The following is a 22,467-nucleotide window of genomic DNA, read 5'->3' as shown; positions in this document are numbered from 1 at the left end:
TTTCTCTTATTTCGTAAAGGTTTTAACAAGATTATCATTGTACCACACCTCCAGATATGATTGACCTGCAGTAGGCACAGTCCCCAACAGATATTCTACTGACGCTGTAGTGTCCAAACTATCAAAATCCTTTTCATCCGTACCGTCAGAAAACTTAAAAGGAGTTATAGTCTTTAATCTGACAGCATGAGGGGTACATGCTTCTACCGTATTGCTGATTGTAACCTTTCCATTCTCATCCACAGTAACATTATATCCGTATCCCATATAGGCAGAGCTTTGTTTAACCTGCCATGGATCGAGACTATAGATGACTTCTATAGTATGTAGTTTACTGATGATGTAGGAATAATGACGGTTACGATAAATATTGTAATCCGGCTTGTCGGGCTGCTGCCCGGTAGCAAAAGATAAATAATCAGTATCGGTTATCGTACGATTATCCGTTATGATCGGTATTTCATAGAAAGCTCCATCGAGAGTCTCAATCAAAAAATAATTGATAGGTTTATGATTTGTCAAAGCCGACCAATCAGGTGCCGTCATCAAAGTTTCAGGCATATAATAAATGTATGTATTTCCTACTTTTTTCAAGGGCTTATCTTCATAATAAACCGGGGCAACAGTAGCAACCGGGGATAGAAGACTAAATTCCCTGTTTGCATTTTTGTAATATATATTTTTTACGCCGGAACCAATTTCAGTCCCTTCGATCTGTACTTCCAGCTTTGCAACTACACGGATAAGTTTTACCCTTTCTTCCCCATCGGGATAGAAAGGTTTTGGAGAATAAATATTTCCCCCCTCAGTAATAGTCTGGTTCATATATACTCTCGACATAGGAAAGCCTTTGGCTTCTTGTGCGTTCAGGTATAAATCGGCATCCAGTTCGCTGAAGGCATTCATATAAGCGTCCATTGCCGATTTGGTAGTAATGCTTTTCAGGTCATCCATTGGCATATTGGCCACAAAGTAAAAATCACGCAGCCCCGGAGTCATCTGAACCGTAAAAGTTTTTTCCTTATCAGTAAACGGTATCCCTTCATCAAAGAATTCACAGATTTTCACTCCAGTTGATGAGTCAAAAACCAACATGGCAAGATCATGTACCCGGTCTTCATAGTCCACATCATCAGCATTGAAAGATTCCAACCCTGCAGCCTGTGCTTTAGTTATCGACAGGTAAACCTGAGGTTCTTTATCGGTTCCATTATCTATACCCTGATGATTGTCGTAGATCTGTGATTCGCAAGCTGAAAAAGAAACCAGCATACCAATAAGTGCTACATATAATAAATTCAATCTCATAATCATATCGATTATTTAAGCCCAACAGCTTAGATTTACAATTCTGTACTATAGCTGTGTACAAGCCAGTTATTTACATAAATAGCACAGCTAAAATGTGTCCAGCATTCTGAACAATAATCTTTTATCACAAATTTGACAGTGAAATCATTTTCACAATTCAGATTAATCCCACCCTCTACAGTTCTCAACAGAATACTAGCAATGAGGTCTCCGTCAAAAACAAGTTCTTCTTTATCGTTACCTGTATAAGTTATTTTAAGTTTGTTATTGTATCCAGTTACAAGTCCGAGCATAGAATAATTCCATGTTGCCGAATTATCGGCGAATTTAGTTTCAACTGCCGGATATGTTAACACCGGAGTATTAAGAGGCATAGTACCATCTATACGTACTGTTCCGTTAGCAGAAGAAACGGCTACCTGCAGCTTTTGCGGATCATAGCCTTTCATTGTAGCCTCATCGAATTCTACAATAATATTTACCCTGTTGGTCAGTTCATGCAGATTAACAGCTGTATGCTTATATAATGAACCATATTCTTCAGGATCCGGGAGAAAAACAATTGGGCTTTCTCCATGCCAGATACGTTCTGTAGCAGCTAAACGGGCTGCTATACTATTTGTGGAGTTGATAGCTAACATCACATCCTTTTTGGTCGTTATCTTCTGAGTAAAGGCACTTCTGCTGAATTTTTCATTGACACCAGCCCATGCTATAAATGAATAGTTACCATTGGAAACCGGCATAAGAACTTCGAAATCACGGTCGAGAGTGACATTTTGCTGGTTTACTGAAGTCACAAGTTTTCCTTCTTCATCGAATGCAAACACTGTAAGCGATGAAACATTACCAATGAAAGCAGAGTCTGTCGCACATGGAGTCATGGAATAGAACTTTACATAAACACCCTGGGGGCAATCCGCCAGATCATTGTAGATAATGGAATCACAACTCCATAAAATTGTTCCCAGCGCGAACAATGTCATCATAATCCTGATTCGCAAATTCTTCATCTGTTTCATTTTTAATTAATTGATGTTTGTTTTAATAACCGGAGGAAGTTTAAATACCCCCTCCGGCTGTATTTTTACATATCAGATATGTCTATATTATTAAATACCCAGATCTACTTTATAAGAATGTAGTGTCCAAGGAAGAACAGTTACATCTACACTCATCCATGTTTCAGGGGTAGTCAACGGATCAGTCGGATCAATTGGATTTTCCGGTTCGGTTACTCCCGGTACATTTGGTTTTGGATCGGGATTTGTTGGAGTAGGGCTATTAGGATCTTCCGGATAAAGCGGGTTCCAGTTAGTTCCTAAATTTTTAAAGCCAGTAATATGAACATGGTAAACATTGTTTCTCACTACCGGTGAATTATACCAATTTGGCACATTATCCGGATTTACCCATGCATAGTATAGTATTTTACCACCAACATACTTAGCTACAGTTTGTCCCACAACACCACCTTTGGCGGGATCTACAGCATTATCTGAAGATATGTAGAATCTTCCGTTTGCACCCACATAGAAGTCATCTCCAGCTGTATAAGAACCACCATCGATAAATACGTTAGGTGTAAATTTAGCTCTTACAAGCACATAGGCGGTATTTCCTTTTTTGTAGTTTGATGCTTCTGCAATACCAATAGTATGTGTATTTGGCAAAATGAATTTACCCGAAAGTTGTGCATCCAGATCAGCAGTTACAGTTCCTTTTGGATCAGTATTATAATCTGCCATTGTTGGTACTATTGTTCCCCCAAACTGAGTTGCCGGATCGTATGCTTCGAACAAACCTGAGTAGTCATACTTACTACCTGCATCACTTATATATGCTGCATCTGTAGCAGGAGACCATCCGAAATTAGGTGTAGCGAAATCTGCTTTGCGCTGAACGAACAAAGAATTTTCACCCTGAGCCAGTACCCATGTTATATCAGAAACAGTACCCAAAGTAGTTGCTCCGGATTTTATATCATAAGTGTCATTTTCGGTAGTCACCATTACACGTGCAACAGCTCTTTCCACATTCACACTTGCACGGTTCTGACCTCCTGAAATTGTCTGAACTTCTGTTATATTAGGCGCAACATTGATTGTAATTTCAGCTGTATTAGTCATTACAATCGTTTCATCAACAATACCGTTTTTCTTAGCCAGTTTTTCGGCTGATGTGCTTACCGCTAGATCTGCACCTGAGTTGGCAAGAGTTAAGGCCAGTGTTTTATACGCATTTTCGAATGCATCGGCAGGAGTCGCCGCCAAAGCTGCTTCAACATCCGATGTTCCATTCACCAGTACATAAACTTTTTTAATACCTGCTGATGTTTTAATAGCTGCTGATGTCTGCGGTGTTAAAACAATCTGATTTCCACTCTTTGTCAATAAATAATCAGTACCTACTGTGAAAGGCTTCATTGTCACCGTAGTTCCATCTACCAGATAAATTGCTATTTTCTCAATTTTATCTTTTCCAGCCCATTCATCAAGATAATTATAATCCTCCGGTAAACCAGCCGCTTTAGTTGAATTCTGGTTTCCACTCAAAGACATACTCAATGCAACACTCACGTTTGTGTTGGCTTCCTTTTCCCCTGTCGATGATGTAATATCATCGTCACTGCTACATGCTGTAAATCCTAGAGCCAGGGCCACAGCACCAATCATAAATAATTTACTAATCGTCATTTTCTATTCATTTTAAAGAATTATTCTCGTTAAGATTTATTATGCACTTTTTATTTTGTGTTAACTGATTTTTCTATTATCTCTAAATTTGCTTTTCCATTCGCATCCTTGTAGTCTGCTGATTTTCTAAAATAATCTATAGCTATCTCCGTGTCACCTTTGAGAATATATGCAACTCCAAGATTATTCCAAGATTGGGGTTTATCTTCTATTTTTTTCAACCGTTCGATAGCTGCATCCAGATTCTTACTTTCAATGTCTGCTGCGGCCGAATTCATTATGGCTATTTCACTTTCCGGATATAGCCTTACAGCTATATCAAATACTTCTCTGAATTCCTTACTACTAGATGGATAGCTCTCTGCGACAAGATACATTTCGTTCAGACTAAGCAGTTTCGGATTCGTTTTGATTATCTGGCGAGCCTCCTCCACATTAAATGCACGTACTACATATGCAATAGAATATTCGGTACGTCGCAATGCCGGATAATAGTTGTTGAGCAATGTACGGTAAGTATCGCCACCCGAAAGTTTTAAAAGTTCCCCGTCGCGTGCATCCGGATTTGAAACTTTATCAATAATATCCAGTACAGCTTGTCTATCTGCCAATGAGGATGATGCTACAGCTTTCCGCAATCCGGGCCAGTCCTCTCCCATGCCCTCAACTGTAAACTTATTACGTGGCACACCAAATTTGGACACTAAATAGTCTGCAAATGAGTTGGCTCTATTCTCCGCCAATTTTCGGTTATGCTCAAATCCTCCTTCCGGCGATGCATATCCAGCGATGCTAAATTCTGTAATCTCCAAATCTTTGTTATCTCTTATTTCACCGATTACACTATCTACCTGAGCAAATTCTGCTGAGTTATTCTTGTAGTCGCGTAATAGTTCGTACCGGTCTACGATATAGTTAAAAGTAGCTGTATGACGATCGCTGCGAGCTTTAACAGGCTCTACCTCTGGTACTATGAATGTAAGTTTATACAACTCCGGATCTTTTTTCGGCAATATATTATGTACAATCAGTTGCTCACCTGCAGGTTCAGAACAGTTTGCACACCCCGATACATTCTTTTCAATCACCAGAGATGCATCATCCATCCAAGATTTATAAGGAATACCTACACTATAACTGACAGACTGTTCTGTTTTATTCTTTCTCTTAAGAATTGTTTCCGGTTGTGTTTCGAAAGGTAGATCACCGCCAAGTTTATTTTTACGGTTTATAATCTTATTACGCAAACCTCCTGTTATAGCTACAGGTGGAAGATTTAGGTAATCCATATTATTTTCATTGGATTTGAGAACAGGTGTGAGGATTACCATGTCATTCCTCTTAACATCCATTTCATCAGGTATAACTATATCCATAGAAATCTGAACCTGATTACCCTGTCTGACAAAATGTTCTGCCGACACTTGTATTTTTTCGGTCCTGACCTGCGAATAAGCAGGTGTAAAGAATATTGTTAATAATATGTACAGGGATGACTTTAATATAATTTTCTTCTTCATTGCTTCCTATTTTAAGAAATAAATAAAAGAAAGGCCCACTTTGGTAATACCCCAATAATTGTAATTGCCTTCATCTAATTTGGTTCCACAACTTTGACATGGATACTCGTCGTAATGAATACGAGCATACCCCGCACCTATATTGAATTCAAAATTCCATCGATTAGACAGTACCCACTGATAGCCATAGCTTATGCCTCCGCCATAAAGGTATCCTTCGTAACGTTTATCCTTAAAGACATCCAATCGCCCAACAGGGATATCCCACCCTCCGACATTGAATTGTGCACCATGTGCATGCACTCCTAAAAAGTGCCCATTAAATGCCTCGCAAAACCACCATCGATATTCGGGTTGGATAAGCCAGTGCTTAAAACTCTTGTTATCAGAAAACTCAAAAACGTTTAATCCCCCGGCAATCTCCAGTGTACTTTTCTTACCCAACCCAAATTCCAGGCCTAAATTGGGCGTAGTAGTAGCCCAATAAGCCAGATTGGTTTTTACGCCTATTTCCTGTGATCTACTTACAGAATAAAAGCTCGTAAAAATCAAAACAACCAGACAAATTTTTCTTAATGTTTGACTATTATTCATTTTCTTATATTATATAATAATTATCAGGTTCATTACTCCTTACGTTATGAAAAGAAGCTCTACATTCTTATTTATATATTTGTTTTACAACACTACGTTTTATATTAATTTATATCAATCTTATATTTTCCAATAAAAAGCTACAAGAGGGCTGAGCCGGAATAACACATATCAACTTAAGCTACATGATTTATATGTAACTTTTGTAAAAAAAAATCTAATACAAAATATTGACAAAATCTATTTGTTAGCAGATTATATATATTATATGATTAAAAAAATATCATATTATTCTTTTATTATATATTTATAATCAATTATTAAGGCAATGTCTCCACACCGTATTTCTTTCTACAAATATCTATCTATATAACTTTATTTATGGTACATTTTTATAGTATTTTAAGACTGTGATTTTCTATTTTTAAATCTTAATATTAAATAATTATTATTGATACAATTTCACGGTCACACATTTCCATTATATGTTTTTTCAACTGCGAAAAACATACAATAATGAATTTAACAAATGCAGAATGCAGAAATAGAGGTTTACACTTCAAAATCTTTTAGTGTATTATAAATCAAATACTTATAGATCACATTTATAAGACATAGATACTATATATATGGTTTTCAATTAAAAGATCGGATTATCAAATGTAAAAATCACGTCATGATTTTTCATAAAAAAGCAGAAGATAAAAGCTTTCTGTCGGCTATAACTTAAGGTTAATTACAGTTAGAAGTAGTTATCAGATATTTATCTTTTTTATAATACATCAGTCAATAAGTTAAGAATAAAAAAACCCACGAATCATCCCGACTCACAGGTTTTGGAAGACAATAAGTATATACGAATGTATATACATAAAAACAAATCTTACGGTCATCGCGACCATTAAATTCTCCACGTCATAAACTATATAATAGGTGTATATCTCAAATACCCGGATAATTAATGATGGGCATACCCCGATGGGTTGATAGATCTTTATTTATTAATTTAATAAAGTATATTTTTTGTTATTTTTCATTTCAAACATTTCGGCATCTTCAGGCAAAACCTTGTCAAATAAATTTCAAATTTACATAAGCAGTACGGTGCAATAAAAGATATGTGATCAAAGGCTTTTCTTTTCTATAAATACATAATAAATATTCTTATTTTTTTTAATTTATACAATTGAAAATCCGCGAACCATCCCGACCCACGGATTTCACCTTAACACAAACTTTACAAAACTACACAGTAGCTAATATAAACTAGCTATTTTCTCCTTATAAACTTTTATTCTATTCTTCTTTCACTTATATGTACAAAAATATATAATACACTATTCATAAAAGGTACAAAATATGAGCAATGAGATCTTTTTGATTTTCTTTTTTAATATTTCAAAGGCGTTTACGGGCAGATATTGCATTCACCTTTCAAATATTCCATTATTTTGCATTTTCACAATTGATATATTAATATAATTGTATACAAATGCTTTAAATCGTAGACAATTTCGTGTTTATCAATTTTCGTTGCTCTTGAAAAAATTTATGCCTTTGAATCTCTCCTCCGAATGTTATAAGTGTAGAATATCGCTTCAGAGATTCAATCCACAATGCGTGACTTTTACAGATACTTGGGTCGATGGAATTGATCCCACCTATACCATATAATGCAATATGTGAACGTGATGTATTATTGCTCTCTAGGAGTAAATAAGTTGCATCGATATCTATATTACATAAATACACTGCAATATTCGAATCGGTATTATTATAAATCCCCGAAATAGATATATTTTCTATTTCTGATATCACTTCATTCAGTTCAGATTTGATCAGCTCCATATCTTCCGCATCGAGGAGATTCAAATCATAGAAATAGTTTAACTCCCTTATTACTGAAGCAAACATATCGTGATTAATTATTATCTGGGAATTTTTCACTTTCCGGATTTCAGATACAAATGCACGGTGAGCATTCGTCAATTCTTTTTCTATAGTAAAATCCTTATACGGCAATGACTGAATCCTTATAATCTGATAAGACCATTTAAACAAGCGAAATTTGGCAAGACTATCGTAGTGCAGAAAAAATATAAAAGGCAGGCTGTTAAACGCACATTTAAATGTTGAGTTTTCTAACGCCCCAAACCTGGAAGCTAATGATACATATTCCTCTATTCTTTTGGCATAGTTTATATTTATATGAGTCATATCCACCAGATTCAACTCAAATATTGCTTTCTTATCGACTTGCGAACCTATGATATTATCGACAGAAAAACCCAATGCCTGGGAAATTTGCGCCACTTCTTCAAACGAAAACCTTACTTCTCCCCGGAGTCTTCTATAAACTGATTCTTTCCCCAAACATAAGATATCACCTAATACCGAAGCTACTTTTTCCTTTTCCGATTTTGTTAGATTTTCCTTTTCTGTAATAGCAGTCCGTATCGTCCTGATCAATCTATCATGCGCACTTGTCTCTTTCATCGAATTTATTCCTACATTCATGATTTAATTTCCTTTTAATCTGTTTATAAATAAACTATAGAAAAGACTATTTACTTAACAACACCCCTCATTTACACAATCTTTAAACCCTGTAAATTCATTATAATACAGCAATCTTAATTTTGTCGCAAAATTATAGATACAGATACTTTCGAAGCGTACATTTTGTGATTATTATCAAAGTATAATTTTCTTTTATAGCATTTAGCATGTTATATATTTCATTTATGACATTTAAGGATTTTTAAATGTCAGTAAATGAATCCAAGAGTCCAATAATGCAAATAGCGAGCCGAAAATATTATTTCTTTACTTTTTTTGACATTGATAAATAATTATAATCAATTATTAATCTTTTTTCTTAAACAATTCGGCTCAAAATCGAATATCAGGTCTACTAAGCAAATCTATTGACAAATGTTGATCTATATAACTTTCTTTTTTGGCAAGATATACAATATTTAAAATATCACTAAGACATTATACTTCTACAGAGTTAAATCAATTGTTATTTTATGCTAAAAGGCTTTAGGGATTATACATCATATTAAAACTTATACCTTCTTCTATTTATGTCATCTTATAATAGTATGTTTTAGTATAAGCTATCCTTTTCCCTATATAGATAAATGTAAAATCCATTTACCTCATAGAATCCTAATGGACAATTTTACTCGGGGGAAACAGCTTTACTATTGGCTTTGGTATCGATCGCCGTTCCGTATAATGCTATAAAAAGCAATCATGCTATAAAGTGTAGTATACAATAAAGAACTACAAGGCTAGCCTTGTAGTTCTTTATTTCGGGATTATATACCGGTTGACGCCCCTTATCTATTTGTATAGGTTGTGCTTTTATATTTCGATGTAAATTGTAAGGTCTTGAATTCATCCTGTGATATCTCAATCCTGAATTGCTTTTCTTCACCGGGTTCCAAATCATAATGGCGTGTATCCCCTACTCTCTTTCCGTCGATATACATCATCAGCTTACCTATATCAGTGAGGGTTCCTTTATTGGTAACCAGCACATTAGCCACTTTTGCATCTTTTCCGGGGAGGTCTTCAACGCTTACGACTGTTATCGCAAAATCTGCACTAAAGTCCAGAGGATAATCTATTTCCCCGTTTACTCCATCCTTAGCTTCTATAAAACCAACACTATCTTTAATACGGTCTTTGGCTACATAGGATGGACTCTTTCCTCCGACCATTATCTTGAACAGCCCTTTTTCTACCACCCTGTCCATCTCATCATTAAGTAATGATAGCTGGTAGGGAGTAAGAACGAAGGACACTTTCTTCGACTCTCCCGGGTTGAGATGAATCCGATCAAAGTCTTTCAGTTCCATCACACGTGTTTTTACACTGGCATACATATCGGTTATATATAACTGTACAACTTCGTCTCCGGCTATCTTTCCCGTATTTGTCACCGTAGTATTCACCGACACACTTCCATCCTTTTCTAATGATACATTCAAATCCGAATAGCTGAATGATGTATAGCTCATCCCATAACCGAACTGATATAAAGGATAATATGCCATATCTACATAATCATATACCCGTCCCGATGTTTTAAAATTGTAATACAATGGTAGCTGGGCCACATCTCTTGGAAATGTCATAGGCAAGCGTCCGGCAGGATTATAATCTCCGAAAAGCACATCTGCGGTCGCATAGCCTCCTTCCTGACCCGGCAACCAGTTTACAAGTACAGCCTGGCAATTTTCGGCAGCATAAGACAGATTGTAAGGACGTCCGGCCTGTAATATCAGGACAACCGGTTTTCCTGTTTTGCACACAGCTTCCAACAATTTCTGCTGTTCTCCCGGTAATATCAATGTGGCAAGATCGTGGTTTTCTCCCGAAGTGTTGGTTATCCCTTTCAGTGCTTCACTAGTAGAGCAGTCCCCCAACACAAGTACCGCCACATCTGCACTTTCCGCTGCTTTCACAGCCTTTGCTATATCAGTTCCTTCTGTGCCGATAAAACGGCATCCTTCCTCATACAATACTTTTGTACTGCTACTTACTACTGCCTTAATACCTGTAAGCACAGATTTTAGCTGTCCCGGCTGAGGTTTGGATGTATAATCTCCTGGTTGCAGGTTATCCGCTCCCGGGCCGATTACTGCAATTGTTTTAAGCGACTTTGATAATGGTAGAGTATTTCCTTTATTTTCCAACAACACAATAGACTCCTGAGCTGTTTTGCGGGCTAATGCCTGATGCTCCGGTGAATTCCATCCGGGATATATTTTATTCCAGTCGAGAGGTTTACAAGGATTATTCTCGAACAATCCGTTTCTGAATAATGTACGCAGGAGAGTTTTACAAGTGAAATCCAAATCGTCCATATTCAGTACCCCTCTTTTAGCTGCCGCAATTACATCAGGGTCATTATAGGTATCTCCGCAATTAGTGGCAATGCCTGCGGCAAGAGCCTGTCTTGCAGCTTCCACCTTATCTATTGCTGTATAATGCTTGCGGGCAGTAAGATTACCCAAGGCTCCGCAATCACTGACAATGAACCCGTCAAAGCCCCATTCGTCACGCAGAATTCCTTTCAGGAGCTCTTTACTTTTGGCTACCGGAACTCCCAGATAATCGGAATACGACATCATTATCGATTGATACTTATATTTTTTATAGATATCCCTGAAAGGTACAAGGTGTATTTCCCGCATTTCCCTCTCAGAAAGTCCTATATCGTGAGAATCCCTTCCTCCCAGAGGTGCTCCGTGTGCTGCGAAATGCTTAGGAGTCGTCATCAAGCCTTTCGACTGGTATCCCTTTATCCATGCGCCTCCTATTTCCGTAACCAGAACAGGGTCTTCGCCGTAAGTTTCTTCACACCTCCCCCAACGGGCATCCTGTGCAACATCCAATACCGGCGACCATGCCTGTACCGCATTAGCACTTACGGTTTCGTCTCCGATAGCCATAGCGGCTTCTTCTATCAGCCGCTTATTCCATGTAGCACTCATACCTATCGACTGAGGAAATATAGTTGCACCGCTGCCATAAGAAAAGCCGTGTATCGCTTCCACTTTTTGTATGGCAGGAACTCCCAAATGCGGTATACCGGGTATTCCCCATCCCTCGCGAAGCAGTTCCATTTTATCTTCTACAGTCATTACGGACAATAAATTCTCTACACGAAGCTCCAGTGGCAGGTCAGGGTTCATATAAGCCCTGTCTTCTAAAGCCACGTTTGCTATTTCCGCTTTTTTATCAAGGATGGATACTGATACCTCTTTTATTAATAAGTCTTTCTTCAGTACACCTTCCTTAAATACAAAACGGACATGCGCTCCATATTTCGGAGTAAATGACAATACTGATGCCTTATCCTTCACCGACACTGTATAACTAACAGGAATCCCCAGATTCATAGGATCGTATGTTATATATACCGACAGTAGTTTTTGCAATTCCTGAGGTGTTATTCCCTCACAGTCTATGGCAATTGCATTTACATCTCCTGCATTCTGTAACGAAAACATCAACCATTGCGATTGTTGTAAGTCTTTTGAGGTTAGTTTCCAATTCGTTTTCAGATTATTATCAGCAATGGCGTTGACCGTTTTTTCATTGACTGATGTAGAAATTCCCGCAATATTATTCTGCGCCACTGCTATGGTGGAGAAAAACAGGACACATAGCAGGCTAATAAATGCTTTCGTTTTTTTTTTCATTATACTCTTAGTTTTTTATGATATTTTATTCTTGTGTATTTTTCATATAGCACAAAGAAAACAGTATGGCATTAATAAATAGTCTGATGTAAGATTAACAGATAGATAAAAATTCAATTAATAATGAGTATTAGTAGGTATATTGGAAGAAAAGGTAACAAAAGTAACACATATTTCAGCTTTTAGCTGATAGCCATTAGCCCAGGCTATCGCACAAGAGACTTTATAGTAAACAGAAATATGGCTCTTTCATCTTATTACTTATTACTTATTACTTATTACTTATTACTTGTTAAAAGGTAATAAAAGTAACACCTTTTGTACTCCTAACTTTTCCCAAAAAGTTGACAAATCTGACACTTTTTACACTATTTTACCTATCATCTTTCAATTTTGTATTAATCTATCAAAGAACTATTAGCTAACGGCTATCATCAACATACTATAGATAAAGTTTTCGGTCAATCTGTAAACTATTTATTCAGTAATTTCATAATAGCCTCAAAATCGAATGCCAGAGAAAAACGTAATGTCTGGTCCAACGGATTTGAGCTATTAGTTGCCAGTATATAAGCAGCATCTAATTGGAATGCATTTATTTTAAGGCCTGTTCCAAATGTCAGATATTTTCGGTTCCCTTTCATTGCGCTCTCATTCGCATAACCTGTTCTCAGCCTGAATTTACTATCATAATCATACTCAAGCCCCAACGCCCATGTTATTTCTTTCATCTCTTCCGAAAATCCACCGGGAGCATCTCCAAAAGACTTGAATATCCCCTTGAAAGAACTCATCTTTTCGTATTCGAGAACTCTTACTCTATAATCTTCTATCGATTCACCATCTTTTAGAACAGGGGGGGTAGGTACCAACAACTTATTCAGATCGGCGGCAATAGTTAATGAATTCTTTTCATCCAAAGGATATATTAACGATGCGCCCACTCTAAGATTCGCAGGAATAAAACTTTCTCTATTATACCCGCCGTTAGATATTTTTCCTCCTACATTAGATATATTAAATCCAATTCCCAAAAGACTTTCAGACTTTCCGATATTAATATAAGATTCGTTATAACCCGCAATATCTGCGGCAAATGTACCGTCGGAAGTTCCTTCGTCCTCTATGCCGGAATAGTTGGCTCGTAGATAACGGATAACTACCGACCCGGAAAATGTCTCCGTCAATTTACGTGAATATCCGATATCCACAGCCAGTTCTGATGGAGCGACAGTGCTTATAAACTCACCTTGTGCATCGGCCAGGTATACATCTCCTATCGAAAAATATCGTAGAGATGCACTCAATGCCTGATTATTTTCTATTCCCAGTTTGTAATAACCTACAGCGTTGAGCAGAGATATTCCATTCACTACACTCCGCATCCATGGAGTATATGACAAGGCGAAAGAGGCTTTACTGGTTGCAAAAGCATATTTTGCCGGATTCCAGTATTGAGAATAAGCATCAGGCATTGTCGCTGCTCCAACATCGCCCATCCCGCCCGAACGTGCATCGGGCGCAATAGTTAATGAGGGAACTGCTGTTTCTATCGGATTATATTCTTTGTTTTGTGAAAATCCTGCAACTGAAATGAATAAGCATATCAAAATCAGTATTTTAGTTACAATATTTCTCATTTAATAGTTTTTAGTTCAATGTAAATTTCTTTGTCAATTTTATATCCTGAGACGAACTTCCAACCATAAACTCGTATTCGCCTTTAGGTGTAATGAATGTTTCAGTTGCATCGTCCCAATATCTCAACAGATCTTTCCTTATATTTATCTCTACGTTTTTCGTCCCGCCTTTTTTCAGCGTGCTGCGCTGAAAACCTTTCAATTCTTTTATTGGCATAACGATTCCCGAAGAAGGGATTTTTACATATACCTGAGAAACCTCATCGCCATTCATGCTTCCGGTATTTTTCAATTCAAAGGAGACTTTGACATTATCCCGGTTGTCATTTATTTGTAAGTTTTTGTAAGCGAATGTTGTATAACTTAATCCATAGCCGAACGGATACAACGGCTTCCCTTTAAAGTATTGATAAGTACGTCCTTTGGTAATATCGTAGTCGTCGAAAGCCGGGATTTCTTCCAGACTGTTATAATATGTAATTGGCAATCGTCCTCCCGGGTTATATTCTCCGAACAATACTTCTGCAACGGCTGTTCCGCCCTGCTCTCCCGGATACCATGCGTTCACGATGGCAGGGACATGCTCGTCCATCCAATTGATAGCCAGAGAACTTCCGGCAACCAGCACTACTACAATATTAGGATTGACTTTATATATTTCCCTGATAAATTCCTCCTGATCGGCAGGTAAATGGATATCATACCTGTCTTGCCCTTCGCGCTCGATGGTTTTATTTATCCCTAAAACAGCTACTACCTGCTCACATTCCCTGACGGCTTTTCCGGCCTCACCGTACATATCCAGACGCTGCTTTGTCCCAACATCCGGTACCTTCCAATATAGCTTGGCTACAGCATTGTCGCGGTTATTGAAATATTCGGCCCTGATATCATATTCTTTACCTCCTTCAAGATATAAAGACACCGAATCAGTAGCGATGCTACGCTCAACCCATGCGTCGATTAATTTCTCTCCATTGATAAACAGTCGGCTACCATCATCGGCGGTATAATATATCGTATAATTTCCTGATACTTCAGGATGTAATTTACCCGACCAGCGGATAGATACCGGAAACGCAGGAATAAACGGATCGGGTGCCTGATTGGCAGGTTCGAAGTTTACCCATTCTTCAGTGCGCACTTTTGGGGTACCCGAGAGTTCCATATTACTGAAATATTCCGTTTTCAGGCCTCCGGGAAAATAAGGGGCTGAAATCATCTCTTTACCGTCCATCGCTGATTTCCACGGCGCATATACTATTTTCGCATTATCCCCTACCTTGTCTTTAATTCCCTGCAAGATAGAAATCGGAGCATTGGCCGGAATGCCGCTATAATCTCCAAATTCGGAGTTTCCTGCATTAATACCAACTACAGCTATAGATTTTACTTTTTTAGGATTCAATGGTAAAGTCCGCTTGTCATTTTTTAATAAAACAATACTCTGGCGAGCCGCCTCAAGAGCCAGTTGTTTATGCTCTGCCGAACCAACAACCGATGGCGATATTTTGTTATAAGGATTAAGATCAGGATCATCGAATAATCCCAGATGCATTCTTGCCCTCAGTACGCGGTATGCAGCCGTATCTATATCTGCCTTGCTTACCATATACTGATTGTATGCATTCAGCAACGGCTGCATATACACATCATCGCCGCATTCGAGATCGAGTCCTGCCTTAATGGACAGGGTAGCGGTAGCTTCCTTTGTTTTTACATATTTCATTGCCGACACCAATAAACTCGGTCCTCCGCAATCGGAAACAACATAACCATTAAAGCCCCAATCGTGGCGCAGAACCTTCGTCAATAGCCATGGATTGGCCGTACAAGGAACATCATTTATGGCATTATATGCAGACATGATAGATGCAGATTGACCATCTTTCACACACATTTCGAAGGCCGGAAAATAATACTCGCGCAGTTGCCTCTCCGATATTTGGGGATTGCAAACAAACCGGTTGTGTTCCTCGTTATTAGCAGCGAAATGTTTAGGAGTGGAAACGATTTTAAGATAACGAGGATCGTCGCCCTGCAATCCTTTTACAAATGCAGTACCCAATACACCAGACAGATAGGGATCTTCCCCATAAGTCTCAGGCGTACGCCCCCATCGCGGATCACGGGCCATATTCACGGTAGGCGACCAGAATGTAAGCAGGTCGGTAAAACGCTGAGTCTGTAATTTACCCTGTTCCAGTTCATTCCACCGGCCACGGGCTTCATCGGATATGGCTGTTGCTATTTTGTAATGCAACTCAGTATTCCACATACTTGCCAGACCTATTGCCTGTGGGAAAACCGTAAAACGACCAGGACGGACAACTCCGTGCAATGATTCGTTTCCATGATAATACTTCGGTATTTGCAAACGGGGAATTCCCGGAGAAGTAGCCCTGAGAAGGCTTATTTTTTCTTCTATGGTAAGCCTCGATAACAAATCCATTATACGATCATGTGTCGGCGCTTTTTCATCCAGATATACATCTTTCTGTTGGGCTTTTAAACCGGCTGACATGGAAACCAACAGCAATGTGAGTAATCCACATACTAAAAACTTTCTAAACATTATTCTGCTTTTTTATTATAAGTTAAAAACTGCTTCTTCAACTACTTGTTGAGGAATACTTTCTTTTCATGCTTACTCCCTTCATAATCCAGTCTCAAAATATATACTCCGCTCGCAGGACAGATGAAAGGAATATCGCCTTTCGTTGTATTGTCAATCAGGCATTTGCCGGATACAGAGTAAACTCTTAGTCTGAATTCACCCGTCGTTCCTCTTACCTTTATGTGATGTCCGTCATATGAGAAGCTTATTTCTTTGTCCGGATCTGAAACTATAGGATTCAGATTAATCATTAGCTGTGTATCTGACTGAATGTTAGTTACTGTTTTCTCTTCAGGGATATATCCTTCTGCCGAAACTTTATAAGTTACATCCTGTCCTTTTTGAATTTCTATAGTTTTTTGTTCCGAACCGTTTATTATCACTATAGCATCCGAAGGAGTAGGTATAATTTCGAATCTGATTACAGGAATTGGATCGAGATTAACTTCTAGGCGAGTATCCGATTGAATATCAGTCATTGTTTTCTCTTCGGCTATGTATCCCTCTGCACTAACCTTATAAATAACGCTTTTTCCTTTTTCAATTTCTGTAACCTTCTGTTCGATTCCATTAATTATCACTATAGCACTCGAAGGAGTAGGCACTATTTCGAATTTGACTTTGGTAGATGGAGCCGGTGTGAGATTTACTTCTAACTGCATATCCGTTTGAACATCTGTCAAAGACTCCTCAACTGTAATATAGCCCGCAGCAGATACCTTGTAGGTTATATCCATGCCTTTCTTTATCTCTGCTATTTTCTGTTCAATACCATTTATTGTTACAGTCGCATTTGATGGAGTAGGCACTATTTCAAATCTGATTTTTGGTACAGGTATAACTTCAAGCTTTACTTCGAGACGAGTATCCGATTGAAGGTTTGAGCGGGTATCTTCCACTGTAACATACCCTTCTGCCGAAACTTTATAAGTTACATCTTTGCCCTTTTCTATAGTCACAAAACTTTGCTCTATCTCATTTATATAAACTGTGGCATTCGACGGAGTCGGTATAATCTCAAATTTGACAGCTTCAATTTCTTTTTCATTATTATAAGCCCAGAATTCATGTATCGACCAATAACCTCCTTCGTTTGTGCCTGTTTGCAAAATGCGTATATATCTCGCCTCCTGGTCATTTAGTTCAACTTTCAATGCGCTTTTAGTTCCATTGCCGGAAGCGATAGGTTCTCCCCACGATTCTCCATCATCAGACACATAGATTTCATATTTGTCAGGTCCATCATTTGGGCTTTCTGTATAATCGAGATGAATTTTGTTAAACTTTTGTGATTGCAACATATCCACCTGAAACCACTCACCCGATTCCTGCACAGCTTCAGTATCCCATCGTGTAGAAAGGTCGTCGTCGAGAGTCCTCTGCGCTCCGTCATTATTTTTAGAAGCCGAAGCAATCCAGCCTGTCCTGTCCAATGGTATTTCTTGTTTCTTCAAATCGGCGCTGTATACATAAAACTCATGTATAGACCAGTAATTCCCGGCCTGTCCCGTCTGCTCTATTTTTATATATCTTGCTTTTGCGGTTTCATCTAGGTAGATGAAAGAAACATCTCTGGTACCTTTACCGGAAGCCACAGCACTTGTCCATGTCTGACCATCATCGGAAAGGTACATTTTATAAGAAATGGGCGAATCGCCTGCGCTCGCGGCCACATCCAGAATAATGGCATCGAGCTTTTGTGCTTTCTTCATATCAACAATAAACCATTGCCCGGAAGCCTGCGATGCCCCTGTATCCCATCTGGTTTCGGGTTTGCTGTCAATGGCCATGTATGCGTTATTGTTGTTGTGAGATGCAGTTGCAGTCCACCCTGCCCTGTCGTATACATATTCGGTTGTATATCTGATTGCATAATCCAGATTGTTTTTCCACAATGCACATTTCTCGGGTTTGATACCGGATGAATTTAATACGGATGACTGAACTGACAACTGAGCTTCTGCCGGATCTGTTAAAATTGCATCTGTAGGGGCAACAGTAGAAGCTACAAGACTTAATTTAGCAGGATGATTTAGTGTTGCCAACCCACTCTGTCCCGGATGATGGAAGTTGGCAGACTGCAATTCAATTGTTCCATTTCTTAGTTGCATTCCTCTGCTAGGATTACCCCAGTAATCGGAATTAAAGAATGTAGTACTTCCTGTGAATCCTGCTCCGGTCTCTATATACCATGTGTTATTGTCGCCAATAGCAACCAGTTGTGTGTTTATAAAATCGAATCCCCCTACACCTATCTTTTCAATACAAACAGCGCTTGTTGTCCCGTCTATTCCGGTACCCATCGAGATACCTTCCGGCCCACTACCACTGTTGTCACCTAGTATAAGCCCTTTATGAGCTCCATAGATGAAGTTATTATATAAACATTGGTTTTTACATGCTCCCAATTCGATAAAGTCCAGTTTTTCCAATCCGTATTTATATGAAGCCTGTACAAGACTTTCTTCTATCCCGGGTATCGGTGAATTAGGCCAGCTTCCCCATTTCGATTCACCTCCTGTTGCATAACAACCAATATTGACATGCACATTCTGTATTACGCCGTTTTCGGTATTGGCTCCCACTTTGATCCCTCCATTAAATACATGTCCCATTACATAATCTATAAAGTGATTGTCACATTTGTAGGTAAATAAATCGGCGAATTTATCTACTGCACGCATTCCCACATTTATAATGTAGGCATCAGAACCTGTAACCTGCACAGTATAAGGATATGCAAACATATTGGGCAGATATGCTGCTCTCTGCTCCGGGTAGTTAAATACAATTCCCCGTATACCGCTGTTTTTCGCAAGTTTCATAAAGGGCTGGCCATTCGGATTTCCTTTGCCTGTATACACTTCAATGACTGTACCTTTACCTAAAGGAGCCGAACTTAAATCGACTGCGCCCTTTAGCTCTACTCCCGTTGGCACGGATAAATTTCCGGTAACTTTATAATTGCCCGGAGGCAGGAAGACAACACCACCTCCATCCGCAGCTGCTTTGTCTAATGCCGATTGTATAGCTGTTGTATTATCTTTCACGCCGTTACCATTTGCGTTATATGGTGCTACAGTGGCCAGATACATCACACTGCGGGAAGGTTTTCTTGTCTTCTCTTCCACTTTGCTGAAATCCGGAACCTTTTTTATGGATAGAGGACTATGATCAATAACTGATTCCATAATTGATCTGTCATCAATTTTAGCTTCCTGAGTAAAACGATTTCCCGTTAAAACAGAACGTGCCCCGATGCCTAACGCTATCTGAGGCTGCTGATTTTTAAAGTCGCAATCATTTGCGACTAATATACCTCCGGCTGCATTAACAACTCCTTTATTTATAACACATTGATTTACGAGAGTTTTTACACTAGACAACTTATCTATTTTTACAGCTTCGGCTGTCGCACTGATTTCAGATGCCTGAATCTGAACCGTTCCGCTTGTGTTGGGACCTATTACAAATCCGTTTTCACAATCTGTCATCTTTATATTAGAATACATAACTCCTACTTCGTTAACGTCGGCGCTATAGACACCTGTTTTGCAACGCGTAAAAGTCATTGCATAGTTATGTCCGTTGGGAACGGATGTTTCCTGACCTGCCACTAATGAATGAGCAGACAGCATCCCTTTGCTATAACCTTCAATATCGACATAGCATGTATAAGACCAGTCGTTACGTCTCATAACTATACCTGTACCGTTATTATATATCCAGTTTTTATATGAACCTCCAGAAACAGGAGCATGAGGCAGGCCGGACGACGCCCAATATTCAGGAGAAAAATTAACATTCTCAATCCGCCCTACATCGGCAATATTATCTATTTCCACTCCTACGGAAAGCGGTGTTCCATATAGATGATTCATTATCGGACAACCACCACCGTTTACTCTGGACAGCATTAATCCGATATATGAGTTTACGAATGTAATATTCTTTGCATTGCAATAGTCATTACCCCAATAGCCTGTCTTCCCGAACATTATAGATGCCGGGTACTGTTGGATATTGTCCGGAGTTTGTTCGGGATACCAAATAGCCATATCCATTATTCCGGCACCGGGTTCCAGTGTGAAAAGAGGCGCACTGCCTGAATCACCTTTACCTGAGTAAGCCATAATAATAGTACCCTCGATAGGCATGTTTTTTTGTGGTTTTTTCCAATCTCCGCGAATGGTTATTCCTTTGGGAACATTTAAGGCTCCCTTTATGACATACTTGCCCTCGGGCACATAAAGGGTTCCGCCATTGTATGTAGCAAGCTGATCCAACAACCGCTGAAATGTTTCAGTATTATCTGTTACACCATCTCCTTTAGCCCCATGATCGAGGACAGACAGTGTGGCAACGAACGTTTCCTGCTTGGGAAACTTAGTAGATTCTATCAGTTTCCAGGATTGTCCGTAGAGAGAGATAAAAAATCCTGATATAAGAAATATCGATAAAGAAAAGAATCTCCTTTTAAATTTTATTATTAATGACAACCAATTTTTCATAAGTACAGATTCCGAATTAATTTATTGATAGGAAGAACTACTGATATACAAATCAGTAAGATAAGAAGTAAAAAACAGGCTGATACTGTATGATAGAATCGAAGTACCAGCCTGTTTTCCTGATATGTATTTAATTACCCACTTTCTCTATTTTGACTATCACTTTCATGTTGCCTGCAAGTCCCGACAACATTTCCTGTACATATAACATGCCCCATCGCCCCGATTCTGTTTTAAACAAATACGAAGTTTCGTTGCGGGCAGTAGTATATTCGAATGTGCGGAAAGAGGCTCCAACCAGATTTTTCATGATGGCATCATTCTCCATCTTGGTGAAGGCCGCCCCATCAACTTTAGGTACAGAACCTATACTTACCATCTTGTTTCCTTTATCTTGCAACACATTAGCTATTTGCAGTCCTGTAGGAGACAACAACAGTGGCTCTTTCTTATCTTTATTATATCCGAAGCAGATACCTTCAACGTCTTTCTGAGTATTCAGGAAATCTGTTACCGAATATGTCTTATAATCAGTCAGCGATAGAAAGAATCCCTGTACACTATTGTTCTGAGCACCAAGTTCAACAACAAATGTTTCAACCGGTTGCGCCTTGATAAAATGGAAATCCTGAGTTGTTGTTTTTCCTCTTTTGTCAGTCAGTGTAAACCGGATAGTTCTGGATTCTGTAAATCCCGTAAGATCGACGGTATGGGATATTGAAGTAGAAGTGAGTTCCGCTCCTATTTCTTCTTCAGTGTACTGAACTCCGTCTATTGATACAGACTGGATCATACCTTCGGCACTGAAACTTCCCGTTATCGTATAGGCCACTTCCACATCCGGATCTACTACATAATAATCTACATTGTCAGCAAAATATATATATGGTTCCAGCAGCGGGTAATCTTCGTCGCTACAACCAGCTAATACAAGAAGTGACAATAATATGGTCAATAATTTTTTCATAGCAATTAATTAAGATTGTTGTTTACTGTAACTTTATATTCCCTGATATGAGTTCCATCTTGTGCTACAACTTTATAAATAACCGGAGGTGTGATAAAACTCTGTATAGCTCCCGACGAAGGGGAAACTTTGGCATTTTCAGAAACGATTACTTCAGGTTGTAATTTATCAAGCCCCATATTAGCAGGGAGAGACAATACGATGGTGGTGTCATCATGCGATATAGTCGCATCATAGAACTCATTAATATTTTTGTAAACTCTGAATCTTGTTATTTTATCAGCTTGATTCAAAGCCAGGTCAGCATCAATATCGTCATCCGGTGTAGAACAATTGTTAAGCAGTATACATCCAACCAGGATGAATATGGTATATATTAATTTTTTCATC

Annotated in this window: 12 protein-coding genes; all 12 read right to left on the bottom strand. The window is 38.6% G+C overall.

Annotated elements, in window-relative coordinates:
• Window positions 1–6: 6 nt before the first annotated feature.
• The 12 genes from QZL88_RS19620 to QZL88_RS19565 all read right to left on the bottom strand — a co-directional run bounded on the left by QZL88_RS19620 (window position 7) and on the right by QZL88_RS19565 (window position 22,466).
• A complete protein-coding gene (locus QZL88_RS19620) occupies window positions 7–1,308 on the bottom strand; it encodes a fimbrial protein (RefSeq protein WP_296944309.1) in 1,302 nt (433 codons plus the stop codon).
• A 35-nt stretch (window positions 1,309–1,343) separates the two neighbouring features.
• Window positions 1,344–2,324: a FimB/Mfa2 family fimbrial subunit gene (locus tag QZL88_RS19615; RefSeq protein ID WP_296944305.1), complete on the bottom strand. Its 981-nt coding sequence runs from the start codon at window positions 2,322–2,324 to the stop codon at window positions 1,344–1,346.
• Window positions 2,325–2,423: 99 nt separating this feature from the next.
• Window positions 2,424–4,007 carry an Mfa1 family fimbria major subunit gene (locus tag QZL88_RS19610; RefSeq protein ID WP_296944302.1) on the bottom strand — a complete coding sequence of 528 codons (1,584 nt, stop codon included), beginning with the start codon at window positions 4,005–4,007 and terminating at the stop codon, window positions 2,424–2,426.
• A 50-nt stretch (window positions 4,008–4,057) separates the two neighbouring features.
• Window positions 4,058–5,527 (bottom strand): DUF3868 domain-containing protein, encoded by a 1,470-nt coding sequence (locus tag QZL88_RS19605; RefSeq protein WP_296944299.1) that lies wholly within the window; start codon window positions 5,525–5,527, stop codon window positions 4,058–4,060.
• A gap of 6 nt (window positions 5,528–5,533) precedes the next feature.
• Window positions 5,534–6,121: a DUF3575 domain-containing protein gene (locus tag QZL88_RS19600; protein ID WP_296944296.1), complete on the bottom strand. Its 588-nt coding sequence runs from the start codon at window positions 6,119–6,121 to the stop codon at window positions 5,534–5,536.
• 1,497 nt (window positions 6,122–7,618) lie between these two features.
• Entirely contained in the window at window positions 7,619–8,638 is a 1,020-nt protein-coding gene (locus QZL88_RS19595) for a helix-turn-helix domain-containing protein (protein ID WP_296944293.1), read from the bottom strand.
• 830 nt (window positions 8,639–9,468) lie between these two features.
• A complete protein-coding gene (locus QZL88_RS19590) occupies window positions 9,469–12,342 on the bottom strand; it encodes a glycoside hydrolase family 3 C-terminal domain-containing protein (protein ID WP_296944291.1) in 2,874 nt (957 codons plus the stop codon).
• A 473-nt stretch (window positions 12,343–12,815) separates the two neighbouring features.
• Window positions 12,816–13,982 carry a type IX secretion system outer membrane channel protein PorV gene (gene porV / locus QZL88_RS19585; protein WP_296944289.1) on the bottom strand — a complete coding sequence of 389 codons (1,167 nt, stop codon included), beginning with the start codon at window positions 13,980–13,982 and terminating at the stop codon, window positions 12,816–12,818.
• 10 nt (window positions 13,983–13,992) lie between these two features.
• Window positions 13,993–16,506 carry a glycoside hydrolase family 3 C-terminal domain-containing protein gene (locus QZL88_RS19580; protein WP_296945144.1) on the bottom strand — a complete coding sequence of 838 codons (2,514 nt, stop codon included), beginning with the start codon at window positions 16,504–16,506 and terminating at the stop codon, window positions 13,993–13,995.
• A gap of 92 nt (window positions 16,507–16,598) precedes the next feature.
• The gene (locus QZL88_RS19575; protein WP_296944286.1) at window positions 16,599–21,110 is read right to left on the bottom strand and encodes a discoidin domain-containing protein; all 4,512 of its coding nucleotides are present in this window, start codon (window positions 21,108–21,110) and stop codon (window positions 16,599–16,601) included.
• A gap of 130 nt (window positions 21,111–21,240) precedes the next feature.
• Complete coding sequence (locus tag QZL88_RS19570) at window positions 21,241–22,077, bottom strand: hypothetical protein (RefSeq protein ID WP_194223041.1); 837 nt, start codon at window positions 22,075–22,077, stop codon at window positions 21,241–21,243.
• Window positions 22,078–22,082: 5 nt separating this feature from the next.
• Window positions 22,083–22,466 (bottom strand): hypothetical protein, encoded by a 384-nt coding sequence (locus tag QZL88_RS19565; protein WP_296944280.1) that lies wholly within the window; start codon window positions 22,464–22,466, stop codon window positions 22,083–22,085.
• Between the last annotated feature and the right edge of the window lies 1 nt (window position 22,467).

The organism is uncultured Dysgonomonas sp. (genome assembly GCF_900079725.1).
Classification (GTDB): Bacteria; Bacteroidota; Bacteroidia; order Bacteroidales; family Dysgonomonadaceae; genus Dysgonomonas.
This window is presented reverse-complemented; position numbering and strand designations above follow the sequence as displayed.